Below are 18,913 nucleotides of genomic sequence, written 5' to 3' on the forward strand. Positions count from 1 at the left end.
AGTTAAATTTTATAGTTTACGATGATTTGTATTTTTAGCTTTAGCCCAACCCACTATTTAATTATTAACTTGCTGTTTGCTAATAAATTTATAAGGAATATTATGTTTTTTGCCTTTTTCAGAGTTTTTATTTCAGCCCTTGTTATACCAGTTATACTCATCTTAACTGCAACCAAAAGCTATGGGGTGGGATTTGAAACGTTGCCTAAGAAACAATTTAATGTCCTTTTATTCACAAAAAACGAAGGGTGGCATCATAAGTCTAAAACTAACGCCGTTAAAGCAATTGAAGGTTTAGCTAACAAACATCATTTTAATTTAGTTTGGCACGAAGAAAGTCATTATTTTAATGACAAATATTTAGCTAATGTTGATGTCGTGATCTTTTTATTAACCACGGGAGATATTTTAAACACTCAAGAGCAAAAAGCATTTGAGCGATTTATAAAATCTGGAAAGGGGTTTGTTGGAGTTCATAGTGCGTCTGATACTGAGTACGATTGGCCGTGGTATCAAAGATTAGTAGGGCGCTCTTTTAGTTTTCACCCAGTTATTCAAACTGCAGTTTTAAGTAAAGTGGCCAATACTAGCTTTATTGGTTTAAATCATATGCCACAGCAAATGTTATGGACTGACGAATGGTACGAATTTGGTCCAGAGCTGAGTAAATTAAACTATTTACTAACGGTAGATGAGCAAAGTTATAATCCACATGTTGACTGGGGCAATAATAAAATAGGTAAAGGTATGGGGGCGTTTCATCCAATTTCGTGGTACCAAAACTATGACGGTGGCCGCTCATTTTATACGGCTCTTGGGCATACAAGCGCGGTTTAGAACAGTGAGTTTTTGACCGAACATATTTTTGGTGGCATATACTGGGCTGCAACGGGGAAAGGCTTAAATAAGAAGTAATTATCTCACGTTTGAAAGTTTGATGAGCTTCTTTGGCTGTTTATCCTTACAGCAGTTTGATTATTGCTTTAGTTTGGCGAAGTTAAATATGTATGCGGTTTTTATTTATTAGCTTATAAACATTAAACGATGATTTATGCTCTCACTCAATGCTTTGCTGCCGCCTGATAACGTACATATCTGTTCATGGGCTATTTTCAGTATTTTATAACCAAAGCTCCTTGTTCAAATCTAAAGTAATCTATAGCAAAAAACCTCAACGTTACTGTGTGTATTTTGGTGATTTTGCAATTGTGCATTCATAATAACGTAATTTTTTTAGATTATATGAACAACCAAAATTTAATTATTATCAACAGGTTAGGGTTTTTGGCAGCTGAAAAACGCCCGTCTCAATAACTATTGTGAATATTTCTGATCTGTGTGATTAGTTCTTAATAAAGTTTGCCTCGGTTATAAAACCGAGGCTATGTCCTTATACGTAGCGGTTAACAATATTCTCAAGCAGTTCTTGGCGTCCTGATACCTGCTCTGGGTTGATATTTTGTCCATGTACTAAGGCTGAAAGGCTCTCAAGTGATTGCTCACCATTAAGAATGCTTTGACCTAGCTCTTCTTTCCAGCCAGCGTAACGTTTTTCAACAAAGTCAGACAGCTCGCCACCTTCAATCATTGCTGCTGCATTGAGTAATGCTTTAGCCATTGTATCCATACCGCCAATGTGACCGATGAATAAGTCATCGCGTTCACATGATTGACGACGAAGCTTAGTATCAAAGTTAAAGCCACCTGTTGTAAAACCGCCATTTTTTAAAATTTCATACATGATGAGTGTGCACTCGGCTACATCGTTAGGGAATTGGTCTGTATCCCATCCGTTTTGCATATCGCCACGGTTAGCATCAATACTACCCATAATGCCTTCTGCGCAAGCAACGGCAATTTCGTGATGAAAGCTATGACCTGCAAGTGTTGCGTGGTTCGCTTCAATGTTTACTTTAATTTCGTTTTGTAAGCCATGCTTATGTAAAAAGCCTGCCACTGTTGCTGTATCGTAATCGTACTGATGTTTAGTTGGCTCTTGTGGTTTTGGCTCAATTAATAATGTGCCTTTAAAGCCAATTTTTTTCTTATGATCTACCACCATTTTTAAAAAGCGTGCGTACTGTTCGCTTTCTTGTGCAAGGTCTGTATTTAGTAGTGTATCGTAACCTTCACGGCCGCCCCAAAGTACGTAGTTTTCACCGCCTAAACGATGTGTAATTTCCATTGCATGTTTAACTTGCGCTGCTGCATATGCATACGTATTAGGATTAGGGTTTGTTGCACCACCTGCACAAAAACGTTTGTTTGAGAATAAGTTAGCAGTACCCCACAGTAATTTTACACCTGTACGCTGCATTTCTTTTTCGATAATGTTTGCTATGTGCGTTACGTTATCGTGACTTTCTTGAAGTGTTTTACCCTCAGGGGCAATATCAACATCATGAAAACAAAAGTAGGGAACGCCTAGCTTTTCGAAAAATTCAAAGGCTACTTTTACTTTTTGTTCCGCAAGTTCTAATTGGTTGCCGACAGGTTGGATCCAAGGACGGTCAAACGTACCTTCACCAAAAATATCAAACCCTGTAGAACAAAAATTATGCCAATAACACGCTGCAAAACGAAGGTGCTCTTTCATTGTTTTACCAAGAACGACTTTATTTTCGTCGTAGTAACGAAATGCAAATGGGTTTTTAGAGTTTTCACCCTCAAATTTAATTTTTTCTACGTTTTTAAAAAATTGCTCACTCATGATGTGCTCCATTAATCTTATAATCGTGTATTAAAAGTATGTTTTTAGGCTGTGGTAAAGTGCTTTGTATGTCGTGTATTGCTGTGCGTAAAAGTCTTGCATGATTGGATCTGGATCAATTATTTGCGTTACTTTGCCGTTAACACACACTTGTTGTGCTGGGAGTTGTGTTACTGCTATTCGGGCAAGTCTTGCAGCGCCAAATGCGGGACCAACTTCTGAGCCTTCTCGGTAAATAAGGGGACGATTAAGTACACTTGCGATGATTTTCCCCCATAGCGGGCTTTTAGCGCCACCACCAATGACGGTTACATCGTCAATTTGCGCACCAGCATCAAGCAGTACTTGTTGGCCATCGGCAAAGGCAAAAGCAACGCCCTCCAGTACTGCACGGCCAAGGGCAGCTGCATCGGTGTCGCTGTCTAAACCAAAAAAAACGCCTTTGGCATCGGGGTTATTGTGCGGTGTACGTTCGCCAGTTATATAAGGCAAAAATATTACTGAGCTTGGTTTGCTAAAATCGCATTTGCTTACTTGTTCGAGCAAGGCACCTTCGTTTTCAAAACCAGTTAATTGAGTAGCCCAGGTTAAACAGCTTGCTGCGCTTAATACCACTGACATTTGGTGCCAGGTGTTTTCAATACAATGACAAAAAGTATGTACAGCACCTTCAGGGTTGGGTAGGTATTTTTCGTTGGCAACAAAGTAAACGCCAGACGTTCCTAACGATAAAAACGCTTGTTTAGGTTTTACTACGCCAACACCGGCAGCGCCTGCGGCATTATCGCCACCCCCTGCAACAACGGGTACTTGCTCCATTCCCCATTTAGTAGCAACTTGGGCTGTTAATTTGCCTGTAATTTGTGTGCCCTCATATAGGGTAGGCATGTGTTGCTCTGTTAAGTCGCAAGCACTGAGCATTTTTTGAGACCATGTTCTTTTTTCTACGTCTAGCCACATTGTGCCTGCTGAGTCAGACATGTCTGATGCAAAATCACCGGTCATTAAAAAGCGTAGGTAGTCTTTTGGTAATAATACTTTGGCAACTTTTGCAAAGTTTTCTGGTTCAAGCTCTTTTAGCCACACCAATTTAGGGGCAGTAAAACCCGGCATTGCTATGTTGCCGGTAATATTACGAGAATTAGGTTCGCGTTTTTCAAGCTCTACACATTGCGCGGCACTGCGCCCGTCGTTCCATAAAATGGCGGGGCGAATAATATTATTGTTTTTATCAAGCAGCGTAGCGCCATGCATTTGCCCAGATAGACCCACAGCCTTTACCAATTTTAGTAATGCAGGGTGAGTATTTTTAAGCTCCTCCATTGCACTACATGTTGCAAGCCACCAATCTGTAGGGTTTTGCTCAGAAAAAAGTGGTGCAGGGCGTGAAACGCTCAAAGATCGACTTGCTTGAGCAAGCAATTGATCTTGCTCGTCTAAAATAATTACTTTTACACCTGAAGTGCCTAAATCGATACCAAGTAACATAATTGATGTACTTAAATGTTGTTTTAGTGTTAGCGCTAACATAGTTGATTTTATATTGTTAAGTCAAGCTAGTTTTTAAAGTATGCTTTATAATCAACATTTAAATTTGTTACATAGTTAGTAGTGATGAATTTCAGAATTCAAAAAATAAATTAAGGGAATAAATTTAAATTATTGGCTAAAGACGATCTAAACTCATTATATTTTCAAGGGGCTAGAGCAAAAGGCTATTAATTTATTCAAAATTAAATGTAATATTCTGTTCGGGTTTATTTTTAAGTGTGTTAATGAAAAGGTATTTGTTGTATTTTTACTGACTTTGTTGGCGCTAACATCTGTTTTTATTTTGATTCTGTATTAATAGTAATTATTTAAAACACAATGCAAACAATATTAGACTTCGCCATTATGTATAATAAAAAATTAAAGTTAATTATAATAACCGATTGATTGTGAGTAGGTAATAAGAAATGGCCGACCTTAAAAGAGCAAGAATACAAGATGTAGCTGAAAAGGCGGGCGTATCAATGATGACGGTTTCGCGCGTGCTCAACCAAGACAAAAAAGTAAGCGACAAAACCCGCGAAAAAGTAATGGCGGTTGTTGAGCAATTGAACTATAGACCTAATGTGTCAGCTAGGCGCCTTGCTAGCACTAAGTCATTCTTTTTAGGACTGTTGTACGATAACCCAAGTGACTCTTACATAAGCCAGTTTTTATTGGCTGCGCTTAAAAAATGCCGCGCATTGGGCTACCACCTTGTTGTTGACGAAGCGCATAGCGATATTGACAAAACAATTGAATCGGTAAAGCAACTTATTGATGTTACACAGGTTGATGGCATGATTTTACTGCCTCCTATGTGCGACAACGAACAGGTTTTAGATGTGCTTACTAAAGCACAAGTACCATTTGTAAGAATAACGCCAGATACAAAATTAAATCGCTCCCCTTATATATGCATGGACGATTACCAAGCAGCGTTTGATGTTACAGAGCATATAATAAATCAAGGGCATAGCAAAATTGCACATATTATTGGCGACACTAAACAAGGTGTAAGCCGTTTGCGTTACCAAGGTTATTTAGATGCACTGCGCTCTAATAAAATAATAACGCCTCCTGAGTATATAGAGCAGGGCAGCTTTACTTATCAATCGGGTATGGAAGCGGCAATGAATTTACTTTCGCTTGATGATAAACCTACAGCTATTTTTGCTGCAAACGATGATATGGCAGCGGCCGTGATCTCAATAGCTCAAAAACAAGGTATTAATATTCCAAGCGAACTGTCGGTTGTTGGTTTTGATGACACGCAACTTGCAACCATAGTGTGGCCAAATATTTCTACGGTAAAACAGCCCATTAATGAAATGGCTGAGCTTGCCATTACTTTACTTGCATCGGGTCAGTATAACGATTTAAGCAATGTAAAAAGCGTAGACTTAAGGCATATTTTAGATTTTGAATTAATAGAAAGAGAATCAAGCTCAGCCAATAAAAACAACTAAACAAGCGACTATTCAGCGTTATGTTGGCGATTTAGAAAAGTTGCTTAAAGTTAGTATTAATACTTTTTTTATGAGGCTCAACCAGAAAGAAGGCAATGCGTCTAATCAATTAACAGAATAGACGCAAAGGGTTGTAGTTCTAAGTTAAATAATTCATGACGGTAAAATTATACGTTTTCTAGTTTCGTTCCTTTGGTTTCTGTTACTAAATAAATAACAAAAAGTACTGATATAAAAGCAAAAAAAGCATATAGCGAATACGCAAGTGCAAGCCCTCCGCCAGCTAGCAGTATCGGAAAGGTCATGGTGACTAAAAAGTTAGCGAGCCATTGAGCAAGTCCTGCAACCCCTAAGCCTAATCCCCTTATGTTATTTGGAAATATCTCGCCGAGCATTACCCACATTACTGGACCCCATGAAAGATTAAAAAAGAATACATATAAGTTGGCCTGTACAAGTGCGGTAAAGCCCCAGTCGCCAAGTTGTAATTGTCCTTGAGGGTCTATAGTGCCGTTAGAAAATGCAACAACTAAACCGACAAGTGAGAAGGTCATGCCTAGTGATCCAATTAGTAAAAATGGCTTTCTGCCTATTTTATCTATAAGCGATAAGGTAATGAAACAGGCTACCAAGCTGATTACGCCACTAATAATATTGATAAAAAGCGCATCTGATTCTGAAAAGCCAACTGCTTGCCAGAGTACTGCTCCGTAATAAAACACCACATTAATACCGACTAGTTGCTGTAGTATGGCAAGCCCAATTGAAATATAAACTACAGGTTTTAGGCTAAAAGTACCTGCCTGAAATAAGTTAGTTATTTTTGTTTTTTCGCTGTTACCTAATGACTGCCTAATTTCTTCCCACATTGACTTGGCGTTTTTAGCACCAAATAACTGTGATAAAGTTTTTAAGCCTGCTTGTTGTTTGTTTTTCATTGCTAAAAAACGCGGGCTTTCTGGAATAAAAAGTAAAGTGACTAAGAACATAGTTGCAGGAACTAGCTCTATCCAAAACATCCATCGCCACGTATCAAAGCCAAACCAAAGTACGTCGGTGGAGTTACCAGATATTTGTACTAATGAATAGTTACTTAAAAAAGAGAAAAATAGTCCTAGAATAATAGCAATTTGCTGAATAGAAGTAAGCGTGCCACGTAAACGTGCTGGGGCAATTTCGCTTATATAAGCAGGTGTTATTATAGAGGCTGCACCTACTGCTAACCCACCAATTAAGCGATAAATTATAAACTCTCCCGACGCCCCTGCAATGCCTGAACCCCATGCACTGATAATAAAAAGAACAGCGGTCGCAAGTAATACCTTTTTACGACCAAAATGGTCGGCACTCTTACCTGCTATTAATGCACCAATAGCACAGCCTAAAAGCATACTTGCTACATTAAATCCTGTTACTACATTGTCTGAGTTAAAAGCACCTATAAGCCCATCAACTGTGCCATTAATTACACCGCTATCAAAGCCAAATAAAAAACCACCAATCGCAGCTACGCACGCAATAAAAAATATACGTAGCAAATTCTCATTTTCATTATTTGCTAATTTAATAGATGCACCACTGAGTGTGGGATCTGTTGCTGTATTTTCCATTTTATATTTCCTAAATTTTTATTATTTTTATAAAACAATGTTAGTCACTGTAAATTTATCTTTTGGTATTTTAATACCCTGTCCAGAGCCTACTGTTATAATTAAACGTCCTTTGTAGGCAACGGCAATGCCTTGCTCATTAATATAAGAGAGTTTATTTTTAGGAATAGTAAATTTAATATCGTTTTTCGATTCGTTTTTTAGGGTAATGTGTTTAAAGCCCACTAATTGCTTATTTGGTGTTTTTATCGGCGCATCAGGCATAGAGACATAAACTTGAACAACATCGTCAGCTGAAAAACTACTTTGGTTAGTAATTGTTGTTGTTAGGTTTAAATCTCCTGAGCCTGCATCTATTGAATGACGTGTGTTTTTGTATTTAAAGTCAGCATAACTTAAGCCAAAACCAAACGGGTAAAGTACCTCACCTTCATAGTACTTATAGGTACGGTTTTTCATTGAATAATCTTTGAAATCAGGTAGATCAGATACAGACTTGTAAAATGTAATGGGCAATTTACCTGATGGGCTATACTCGCCGTAAAGTAGGCTTACTAGCGCACTTCCGGCTGCTTCACCTGGGTAGAACCCTTGGATAATTGCGTCAATATTTTCATTTTCCCAATTTAATGCCATTGCACTACCGCTCATATTTACAAGTACAATAGGTTTTCCTGTTTGCTTTAGTTTTTTAAGCAAATTAAGTTGGCTTTTAGGTAAATTAATATTGGTGCGATCTCCATGAGAAAACCCGTCTATTTGCAGTGGCATTTCTTCACCTTCAAGATTGGCACTAATGCCACCTACAAATACAATTACATCCGCTTCATTGGCATTATTTAGTGCTTGTTGTGTAAGGCTTTGAGGGTTTTTCAACCATGTAAGACTCGCCGTTGGATTAATAACATTACTATGCCAAAAGTGGTTAAATTTAGATTCAGCGTTTAGCTGGTAACTTTGATTTTTTTCAAGTGTTATAGCGCCATTAACGCTCTGCCCATTAAGTGTGAAATCAACGTTGTTTGATTTAAAATGGTACTCAGCAGTTTCTTGGGGTTTAATGATTCCGGTCCATTTTACAGCAAATTCTTGTTCTATAGAGTTATCAATAGGGGAGCGCTCCCAGCTAAAATCTAGATTTTTTTCTATTTCACGCTTTACAGGTTGGCGGTCAAAATTACTTGAAGGATAGTATTGTGCAATTAATCCCGGTTGCATTTGATTATTATGATCTAGATGAAAAAAATGCTTTGCTTTAATAGGTTGGTAATGTGTATAAACTTCACCGGTAATACTTGAGCCTGCAGTATATGTAAGGTTATTTTTACCCAAACGTTGTTCAAGTGCTAGTTTTGGTGTTATTGGAACTATTGGCATACCATTGTAGTTGCCTAATAAGATAGCTTCGTTATCAGCATTTGGACCTATAAGGGCTACTTTTTCATTTCCCTTTAATGGTAATACTTGCTCATTTTTTAAAAGTACTAAAGATTTTTTAGCTGCTTCTTGTGTTAAAGCTAAATGCTTATTAGAGCCTACAATATCTATAGAAGTGTCTGAATAAGGCACATTTTCGGGATTGTCAAACATGCCAAGTTTAAAACGGGCATACATCAACCTTTTTAAGGCTTTATCAACATCTTTTTCCTCTACTAAACCTTCTTTTACTGCTTGCGATAAGTAACTGTATGTATTGCCATGATGGTCGCCGCAATTTAAGTCAGTACCGGTTTTAAGTGCCATTGCAGCTGCTTTAGCCTCAGTATTTACGATGTTATGTGACTTTACATCGTAAAAATCTGCAATAGCACCACAGTCCGATACAATATAGCCATCAAAATTAAATTCATCCCTTAGTTTATTTTGAATAAGCTCGTCGTTTCCACAAGCCGGCGTGCCATTTACGCTATTGTAAGCACACATTACAGATGCAACTTTTGTTTGTGCAATGACATCTTTGAATGCAGGGAGGTAGGTTTCAGCTAAGTCTTTCTTGGATGCTGTATAGTCGTCGCTATGCCTTGAAACTTCTGGGCCGCTATGTACAGCATAGTGCTTAAGTGTTGCAACTGATTTTAAATATTCAGTATTGTCGCCTTGCAAACCATTTATAAAATTAACTGCAATACGCGTTGTTAAGTATGGGTCTTCACCGTAAGTTTCTTGCCCGCGTCCCCATCGTGGATCTCTAAATATATTAATATTTGGCGACCAATAGGTAAGGCCTGTGTACATAGAACGGTTATTTTCGGCTAAAAAAGCATGATGTTTCGCTCTGCCTTCATCAGAAATTGCGGTACCAACTCTTAACATCAAGTCTTCATCAAATGTAGCAGCAAGACCAATTGCTTGCGGGAAAACTGTTGCTTTCCCCGCTCTTGCAACACCATGCAGCGCCTCGTTCCACCAATTGTATTCTGGTATGTTTAAGCGCTCAATTGCTGGGGATTTATCAAATAGTTGAGCAACTTTCTCCTCTAATGTAAGCCTTGTTACTAAATCGTTTACGCGCTCATCAATAGAGGCTGATTCGTTTAAATACAGTGGAGGGGGCTGCATCGATTGTTCATCGTTATCGCAACCTACTAATACAGCAAATGCTGTAAGTACAAAAAGACTTTTTATATTTTTATTAACCATTGTTATCAACTCTTTATTTGTGTGTGATAAAAATAAATTAACAAAGGAAATTATTAACGTCGTCTAAGTGTAAGTTAAATATGAATTTGAACGTATAGATACACGTATTAACGTAAATTTATACATCTCTTAAAGATAAAAACAGTTAATTTTGTTAATATATTGTTTATTTTAAGCTTTACTTTGTAAGCTATTGATTTTCATGGTTAATATATCAAGATGACAGTATTTAAACTCAGCGTCATGTTCAAATAAAAACTAATTTTGGCGTTCAAATAGATGTATTTGTGGTTAGTTAGGCGATTTTACCCGCTATTTATCTGATTCTAGCTTTGCATGATAACCACACACACTAAAAGGGTTGAAATTTAAAAAATACGATCAGTACTTTTTGAACTTCAATGAGGGAAATTAGAATGATAAAAAAACAGAACAGTACATTTAAGCTGTCCGTAATTGCATCTGCGATTATTGCAACGTCTTTATCCGGCAACCTATATGCAGCTCAAGAAGATGACAAAAAAAAACAACAAGACGAAGATATTGAAGTAGTAATAGTTCAAGGAACACGTTCAAATTTAATCAATGCACAGAATATGAAACGTGAAGCTGAAACCGTTCTTGATGCTATATCTGCAAAAGATATTGGGTCTCTACCGGATAGAAGCGTCCTTGAGGCAATAACCCGTTTACCGGGTGTTTCTATTGAACGATTTGCTGCTGCAAACGATCCTGATCACTACGGCGTTGAGGGAAGCGGTGTTGTTGTTAGGGGATTAACGCACACACGAAGCGAGTTTAACGGTCGTGATACGTTTACTGCCGATTCAGGGCGAGGGTTAAGTTTCCAGGATGTTCCACCTGAATTAATGGGTTCTGTTGAGCTGTTTAAAAATCAGTCGGCAGATATGATAGAGGGCGGCATTGCAGGCACGGTGAATCTAGTGACGCGAAAACCTTTTGATGCAGAAGGGCGTGTAGTTGCTTTTACACTAGATGCTAGTTACAGCGAATTTGCAGACGAAACAACGCCGTCATTTTCTGGCTTATACAGCGATATATTTGATTTAGACTCTGGCAGGCTCGGCGTACTTGTCAATTATTCGAACTCAGAGTTAAAAGCTCAATCAGACGGTGCACAAATAGGCCGGTACGAGCCACAAAATGAACTGGTCAATGGGCAGGCAGTGTTTGTTCCGCGAACAACACGTTTAACCAGAAAAGAAGATGATAGAAAAAGGGAAGGTTTTGCGGGTGCGCTCCAGTTTGAAAACGAAAGCAGAACGTTACTAGCAACAGCTCAATTTATACGTTCTGATTCGTCATTAGCATGGACTGAGCATGCGATTGAAATGGCAGATGATGCTGTAATCAACGATTTAGTTGCTCTTGAAGGAACCGAATTTGAAGTAACAGAACAAGGTTTGTTTGAGTCAGGTTTTATCACATCTAACGCAGGTTGGCGCGGAAATGATGCAGAGCGTCAACCATCTGGCGAGTTTGGTGCTCAGCATGCCATGGTTACCCGCTTTAGAGATCAAGATAATTTAGTTGACGATTATGGCTTTAATCTCAAATATCGACCAAACGATACATGGTCGTTTAATTTTGATGCCCAATATGTTGAATCCACTTCTGAAATTTTTGACTTTTCAATCATGGGAGCAACAAGAGCTGTAGTAGGCATAGAACAAAATGGTAATAATTTACCAGATATCACATTGCTAGATCCGGCTAATAATGACGACGCTGGTTTTTTTACTGACCCAAATAATTATTTTTGGCGCAGTGCTATGGATCATATCTCTGATAATGAAGGTGACGAAGTTGCTTTTGCAGCTGACACACAATATACATTTGATAGTGGCTTTTTTACCAGTGTTAAAGTAGGCGCTCGTTATGCTAAACGCGACCAAACAACACGCCAGTCTACTTATAACTGGGGCTGGTTATCAGAAGCATGGGCAGGTAATGGTAATGCATGGTTTGATGCCGAAGGTGATGAACTTGGTGCAAGCTTAAACAATAGCTATGAGCAAATTACATTCGATAATTTTGCTAGAGGTGGTGTGCTAAACGTAGCATCTGAAGGTGCCTTTTTGTTTCCTAGTGAATCTTTAGCTAAAGATTACGCTAATGCTGAATCAGCGTTTGCATCTTTGTCGCCAAATTGGCAGCGTTTATCAAGCCGCGGTGACACAATAGGTAACTTTTTAAATAACGAGATTAATGAAACCTCTGAAGTTAATAATGCTTTTTACATCAAGGGTAATTTTGAGGGTGAATTAGGCAGCATGTTTTACAGCGGTAATGTAGGACTTCGTTATGTAAAAATTAAAAATGAAACTGATGGTTTTTTAACATTTCCAGATACAGTGGGTGACGTTAATGACCCTTCGGATCCCGATAACTTTTTACCATCTGAACAAGCCGCCTTTGGTAATGCTGGATTTACTGAGCAAACAGCAAGCAGTGAATATACTAATATTTTGCCAAGCTTAAACGTTAAACTTAATTTAAAAGACGATTTAATTTTGCGATTTGGTTTTTCAGAAGCCATTGCATTACCTGATTTAGGAAACTTAAGAAACTTTGTAAGCATAACACCGGAAGATTTGGTGATTACTTATGATGAAAGCTCAAGTGATAGACAAATTACAGACGCTCGTTATTCTCGTTATACGGCAAATTCAGGCAATCCATTCTTAAAACCAATGGAGTCGTATAACTACGACTTAGCGCTTGAATGGTATTTTTCTGAGGGAGTGGGGTCACTTACAACATCTTTTTTCTATAAAGACATGAGTAACTACTTTATTAATGGTTCAGTGGATAGAGAATTTACTAATAATGGCGCAACACAGGTGGTACAAGTAAACGGTGCTACCAATGGTGATGAAGGTTCTGTGCAAGGGTTTGAACTGGCTTACCAGCAGTTTTACGACTTTTTACCTGGTGCCTTTAGTGGCATTGGTATGCAATTTAACTATACCTATATCGAGGAAGAAGGATCGCCAAATGCAGGGCTATCGCCAGATAAACCTGACTCAACAGAAGGCGATAATGTGGCATTTGAAGGATTACCTCTTGAAGGGCTTTCTAAGGATAATATCAATTTAGTCGCTATGTATGAAAAGTACGGTGTTAATGCGCGTTTGGCATACAATTGGCGTTCTGAATATTTATTAACAAGTAAAGACGTTATAACGCAGCTTCCCATTTATAATGAGGCAGGAGGCCAACTTGATGGGTCTGTCTTTTATAATATCACTGAATCGTTTCAATTAGGTCTTCAAGCCACTAACCTAACTAACGAGGTTGCTCGAACTTCAATGCAAATAGACAATGATAATAATCGAGTGTCTCGCTCTTGGTTTGCCAATGAGCGAAGGTTTAGCATTATTTTGAAAGGTAATTTTTAACCCTCTTAATAAAAGCACGCGTTATTTTTTATTTCGCGTGCTTTATTTTTTTTAGGTAAACATTATGAATGATTCAAATAATATAAAATCGATTGTTATTGTAGGTGGTGGTTCAGCAGGTTGGATGACCGCCTCTGCATTAGCTAAGGTAATTGGCTGCGATAATTGTCAAATCACTTTAGTGGAGTCTGCAGACATAGGAACTGTATCTGTGGGTGAAGCTACGATCCCACAAATTCAATTATTTAATACCATACTTGATATAGATGAAGCTGAGTTTATACGTTTTACTAATGCGACGTTTAAATTGGGTATAGAATTTATAGATTGGAAAGAAAAAGGACACCGTTATTTTCACCCATTTGGAAATTATGGCACTAATATGGAGGCACTGCCTTTTCATCACTTTTGGTTGAAAATGCAAAATGATCCTGAATTTTCCGACTTATCTAGCTACTCTCTTGCATCGGTTGGTGCGTATGCAAATAAATTTATGCATCCGTCAACTCAGCAAAACAGCGCGTTAGCAGGTATTAATTATGCTTATCATTTTGACGCAACACTTTATGCTAAATTTTTAAGAAATTATGCCACAAGCAGAGGAGTGTGTCGTATTGAGGGTAAGGTTGACGAGGTAAACCTAAACCCAGTTTCAGGGGAAATTGAATCGTTAGTTCTTAATGATAATACGGTATTAGATGGTGATTTATTTATCGATTGCTCTGGTTTCAAGGGCTTATTAATTGAGCAGGCTCTGAAAACTGGATACGAGGATTGGACTCATTTATTACCGTGTAATAAAGCGATTGCAACGCCGTGTTTATCAAAAAAGGCACTTAACCCTTATACTCAGTCTACAGCACAAAGTGCAGGTTGGACGTGGCGAATACCACTGCAAAACCGAGTAGGTAATGGGTATGTATATTCAAGTGAATTTATGAGCGATGATAAAGCACAGGCTTTACTTTTAAATACAATCGAATCTGAAGCTTTAGCAGATATTAACCAGCTGCAATGGGTAACGGGTATGCGCAAAAAGAGTTGGAATAAAAACTGTATCGCTATTGGTTTATCAGCAGGTTTTGTAGAACCGTTAGAATCAACCGGTCTGCATTTGATTCAATCGGCGATAGCGAAATTAATGACATTATTCCCTAGTAAAGATTTTACACAGTGTGATATTGATTTATTTAATCAGCAAACTGAGACGGAATATCATCGTATACGTGATTTTATTATTTTACATTATAAACTAACAAATAGAGATGACAGTGAGTTTTGGCGTTATTGCAAAAACATAGAAATGCCTGATTCGTTGAAGCAAAAAATAGAGATGTTTAGTGAAAATGGTCGTATTTTTAGACATGATAACGAGCTATTTAACGAAACATCTTGGCTTGCAGTTATGCACGGTCAAGGGATTAAACCTAAAAGCTATCATCCATTGGTTGATAGGCTATCCCGAGATGAAATAAAGCGTAGGCTTAAAAATATAGAGTCGGTTATTAGCCGCTCTGCTGATGTTATGCCTGATCATGAGGCGTATATTTTAAAAAACTACACGCGCTAGCTTTAGGGATTTAACTCGAATTTTTGTTTTGGCTTTCCCAATATTCTTTTCTAAATTGAGTGGGTGTTACGCCCACAAGTTTTTTAAAAAATGTATTGAAAGTTGCTTTGCTGTTAAATCCTGCTTTATCCATAATGTCTAACATGGTCACTGTTTTATTTTCTTCTAAAAGTAACAGCCGTTTACTTTCTTCAACTCTGTAATAATTTATAAACTCAAAAAAGTTTTTACCAAAGTGCCTATTAATTATAGATGACAAGTTTCTTGACCCCATACTTAACTGACTTGCTAGGTTATCAAGTGTGAGTAAATGGTTTAAATAAGGCTTATTTTGTAGCAAATAGCTTTCGATTTTTTGTATTTTTTCGGGTTCAAACGAATCTGGAGCTTTATGTTGTTCAGCTGTTAGTTCATCGTCAATACCCTGAAATATTCTTGAATTACCAGCACTAAAGTAGATTAAACTTGTGATTAATAAAAGAATTGCATAATTAGCTGTAAGCCCAAGTAATTCATGGTCAACTAGAATACCTATCTCGTAAGACATAATAATACCCAAAGAGACAAATATTGAATTTAGGTGTACTACTAAAAAACCAATCACAAGGAATTTAAGCCAAGTTAGGTCGACACTCTCAAGCTCTGCAAACTCATTTTTAATGTTTTTTTGGTATTTTTGTAACTCTAAAAAACATAAAACGCTAATTGAAAATCGAAAGCACTCCCGAAAAAAATAAATAGTACGGTCAATAAATGCTGTGGTTTCAATTGTGTCATTTTTAAGTACATCTAATTTGATGCTATTTTCTATCATAAGCCAATCAACAGTGAAATAAGCGGCATAAAAAATGAACGGTATGAATAATAGCGAATCGCGTTTTTTTAGCTGATAGTTTTTGTTAACTAACGATTTGATATAAAGCAGAAGCAAAGGGACTTCCAACCAAAAAGCTAATCCAAATGTGTAAAATAGATTTGGGGATAAACTCAACGCAAACGCTCGGAATGCCTCACCAAAGTTAATAAGGTTATCCGTAGGAATTGCAGCTTGAGTTAATAAAAAGCAAGCAAGTAAATAGTTACTAAGTTTATTACCCTTTTTTAATGTTACTAAAAATACACTAAATGATAAGCATATAAAAATGGTAAAAATTAAAGCGAGATCGTGAGTGTTAAAAAGTACTTCTTTCACAATTTAATACACCTTTATTAAAATTTTTGTTAGGTACACGTGTGTTCTCATTGTCGTTGTATGTTATCTAATAATCTCTAATATTTAAAATAGCCGGGCGTTCAAATAGAGTAAATTGCGTGCATTTATACGCTTAAAACCTCTATTTGAACGACATTATGCCGCGTTTGTTATAAAACTGTTTGCCACACTAACAAAGTATCAGGTTATTAGATTAATGAAATTAACTTATTCTTCATTTTTACTTGGCTCTTTTATGAGCTTTGCGTCTGTTAACACAGTTGCTAAAAACGATATAACACTTTGGCCAACTCTTGAACCAGCAATAAAAAAAAATGCAGAGTTGGAAACACGTATTACCCATTTAATAAGCCAAATGTCACTAGAACAAAAAGTGGGTCAAATGGTACAAGCAGAAATAACCTGGGTAACGCCTCAAGATGTAAAAAAATATCATTTAGGATCGGTTTTGAATGGTGGTGGAACATTTTTACACAATAACCGTAATGCGAGTGTATCTGATTGGGTGTCTTTTATGGACGAGCTTTATTTAGCCTCAATGGATACATCACAAGGCGGTTTAGCTATTCCCGTTACATATGGCATTGATGCAGTACACGGCAATAACAAATTTATTGGTGCTACTTTATATCCACATAACATTGGATTAGGTGCAACACGTAACCCAGATTTAATTTATAAAATTGGAGAAGCCACAGCGAAAGAAGTTTTACTTGCAGGTATAGACTGGACATTTGCCCCAACACTTGCCGTTGCAAGGGATGATCGATGGGGGAGAACCTACGAAAGTTATTCTGAAGACCCTGAAATAGTTGCCAGCTATGCTAAAGAGATGATTGAAGGCCTTCAGGGGAAAGTAAACACAGCTAACTTTTTAGATGACGATCATATTTACTCTACCGCAAAGCATTGGGTTGGTGACGGAGGCACTTATCAGGGCATTGACCAAGGTGACAACCAAGAAAGTGAAAGTGATTTAATTAAAAATCATGCGGCGGCATATTTGCCAGCTCTTAAAGCCGGTGTGCAAAGTATAATGGCCTCTCATAATATGTGGAATGGCTTGCGCTTACACGGCAGCAAATATCTCCTTACCGATGTTTTGAAAACGCGACTTGGTTTTGATGGTTTTATAGTGGGTGATTGGAATTCGCACAGTAAAATACCCGGATGTAGCAATGATAGCTGTCCGCAGGCTGTTAATGCCGGACTAGACATGTTTATGGTTGTAGAAGATTGGAAGGCTTTTATAGGTAATACAGTAGACCAGGTTAAAGATGGAATTATCCCTGTTGAACGTATAGACGATGCAGTTAGGCGTATTTTACGCGTTAAAATACGTTCGGGGCTATTCGATAAAGGGCTTCCATCAACACGTAAATATGCTAACCAAAAACAATTATTAGGTGCTCCTGAGCACAAAGCAATTGCTAGGCAAGCAGTTAGAGAATCGTTAGTGTTGTTGAAAAATAATAATAACCTTTTACCACTTAACCCAAATAGTGAGGTATTAATTGCGGGTGATGGTGCTGAAAATATGAGTAAGCAAACGGGTGGTTGGACAATTAACTGGACAGGCGAAGGTAATATTAAATCTGATTTTCCAGGGGGAACGTCAATTTTTGATGGTATAAAGCAAGCGGTAAACAAAGCGGGCGGCAATGCGGTGCTAAGCCCTGATGGTAGTTTTGATGTAAAACCAGATGTTGCCATTGTTGTGTTTGGTGAAAATCCGTATGCAGAGTGGATTGGCGATCTAAAATCAATTGCTTATCAGGCTCATTCTCACCGTGACGCCAAATTAATCGAGTCATTAAAATCACAAGGTATAAAAGTTGTATCGGTGTTTTTATCGGGCAGACCTTTATGGGTAAACAGAGAAATCAATGCATCAGATTCGTTTGTAGCAGCTTGGCTACCTGGTAGTGAAGGTGTTGGTGTAGCTGATGTTTTGTTTAAAGATAATGAGGGCAATATTCAATTTGATTTTAAAGGTAAGCTTTCCTTTTCATGGCCTAAATATGCATCACAAGTTGTATTAAATCGTTACGATGAAAACTATGATCCACTTTTTGCGTATGGATTTGGGTTAACCTATAAAGATAATGTGATGCTTAATAAATTAAGTACAAAGAATGACTTTATTTTTGAAACACCTGTCAACACCCCTTATCAAATAATGCAAGGAAGAGCGAAAGGGGACTGGAATTATCAATTGCAGTCGGGTGGACAAACAAAAGACATCCACACGCCATCAGGAAATATTAAAGGCTTAACGATGATTGAAGCCGATAAAAATATTCAAGGTGATGCAAAAGAATTTACGTGGAGTGGTGCTAATAATGCTTCTGTACTAATTACCTCATCATGGTACCGAGAAGATCTATCTCAATATTTGATCAATAAAAGCGCGCTAACCTTTGATGTGAGAGTCGAAACCCCTCCTAGAAATGAACTTTATGTTCAAATGGGATGCGCAAAAGGTAAATGTGCAGAGCTGAATATTTCGCCCATGCTAAAAGAGTTTAAATTGAACACCTGGAATACCGTTTCTATAGATTTATTATGCTTTGCTAAAAGTGGAGTAGAGTTTGAACGTTCGAGTGCCCCCTTTGTGTTAACAAGCGAAGGCGCAGCTAAAATACGAGTTGCTAATATTCAATTTGAACCCAATGCACAAAAAATGGCCACTTTAAAGTGCAGTGAATAATAAACAAGAGCACTTATTATATCTCAATAGTAAGTGCTC

10 protein-coding genes are annotated in these 18,913 nt (G+C 37.7%); 5 read left to right on the forward strand and 5 right to left on the reverse strand.

What is annotated here, in order from left to right:
- Nucleotides 1-102: 102 nt before the first annotated feature.
- Nucleotides 103-837 carry a ThuA domain-containing protein gene (locus PMAN_RS05705; RefSeq protein ID WP_010556355.1) on the forward strand — a complete coding sequence of 245 codons (735 nt, stop codon included), beginning with the start codon at nt 103-105 and terminating at the stop codon, nt 835-837.
- A 553-nt stretch (nt 838-1,390) separates the two neighbouring features.
- Here PMAN_RS05705 and xylA read toward each other — a convergent pair.
- Nucleotides 1,391-2,710: a xylose isomerase gene (gene xylA, locus PMAN_RS05710; RefSeq protein ID WP_010556356.1), complete on the reverse strand. Its 1,320-nt coding sequence runs from the start codon at nt 2,708-2,710 to the stop codon at nt 1,391-1,393.
- 30 nt (nt 2,711-2,740) lie between these two features.
- The gene (xylB, locus tag PMAN_RS05715) at nt 2,741-4,198 is read right to left on the reverse strand and encodes a xylulokinase (protein WP_033035450.1); all 1,458 of its coding nucleotides are present in this window, start codon (nt 4,196-4,198) and stop codon (nt 2,741-2,743) included.
- 470 nt (nt 4,199-4,668) lie between these two features.
- Here xylB and PMAN_RS05720 point away from each other — a divergent pair, with 470 nt between their 5' ends.
- Nucleotides 4,669-5,709 (forward strand): LacI family DNA-binding transcriptional regulator, encoded by a 1,041-nt coding sequence (locus PMAN_RS05720; protein WP_010556358.1) that lies wholly within the window; start codon nt 4,669-4,671, stop codon nt 5,707-5,709.
- Nucleotides 5,710-5,876: 167 nt separating this feature from the next.
- Here the strand turns inward: PMAN_RS05720 and PMAN_RS05725 are convergent, their stop codons facing one another.
- Complete coding sequence (locus PMAN_RS05725) at nt 5,877-7,319, reverse strand: sugar porter family MFS transporter (protein ID WP_010556359.1); 1,443 nt, start codon at nt 7,317-7,319, stop codon at nt 5,877-5,879.
- Between the two features lie 27 nt (nt 7,320-7,346).
- Nucleotides 7,347-9,959: a glycoside hydrolase family 3 C-terminal domain-containing protein gene (locus tag PMAN_RS05730; protein WP_010556360.1), complete on the reverse strand. Its 2,613-nt coding sequence runs from the start codon at nt 9,957-9,959 to the stop codon at nt 7,347-7,349.
- Between the two features lie 416 nt (nt 9,960-10,375).
- Here PMAN_RS05730 and PMAN_RS05735 point away from each other — a divergent pair, with 416 nt between their 5' ends.
- The gene (locus PMAN_RS05735) at nt 10,376-13,381 is read left to right on the forward strand and encodes a TonB-dependent receptor (protein ID WP_010556361.1); all 3,006 of its coding nucleotides are present in this window, start codon (nt 10,376-10,378) and stop codon (nt 13,379-13,381) included.
- Between the two features lie 64 nt (nt 13,382-13,445).
- Entirely contained in the window at nt 13,446-14,951 is a 1,506-nt protein-coding gene (locus tag PMAN_RS05740; RefSeq protein WP_010556362.1) for a tryptophan halogenase family protein, read from the forward strand.
- A 10-nt stretch (nt 14,952-14,961) separates the two neighbouring features.
- On the opposite strand, the gene PMAN_RS05745 is transcribed toward PMAN_RS05740, so the two are convergent.
- Nucleotides 14,962-16,143 (reverse strand): helix-turn-helix domain-containing protein, encoded by a 1,182-nt coding sequence (locus tag PMAN_RS05745; RefSeq protein ID WP_010556363.1) that lies wholly within the window; start codon nt 16,141-16,143, stop codon nt 14,962-14,964.
- 217 nt (nt 16,144-16,360) lie between these two features.
- Here PMAN_RS05745 and PMAN_RS05750 point away from each other — a divergent pair, with 217 nt between their 5' ends.
- Nucleotides 16,361-18,874 (forward strand): glycoside hydrolase family 3 protein, encoded by a 2,514-nt coding sequence (locus tag PMAN_RS05750; RefSeq protein ID WP_010556364.1) that lies wholly within the window; start codon nt 16,361-16,363, stop codon nt 18,872-18,874.
- The last annotated feature ends 39 nt before the right edge of the window (nt 18,875-18,913 follow it).

Origin of the sequence: Pseudoalteromonas marina, assembly GCF_000238335.3 — a bacterium.
In the GTDB taxonomy this organism is placed as follows: Bacteria; Pseudomonadota; Gammaproteobacteria; order Enterobacterales; family Alteromonadaceae; genus Pseudoalteromonas; species Pseudoalteromonas marina.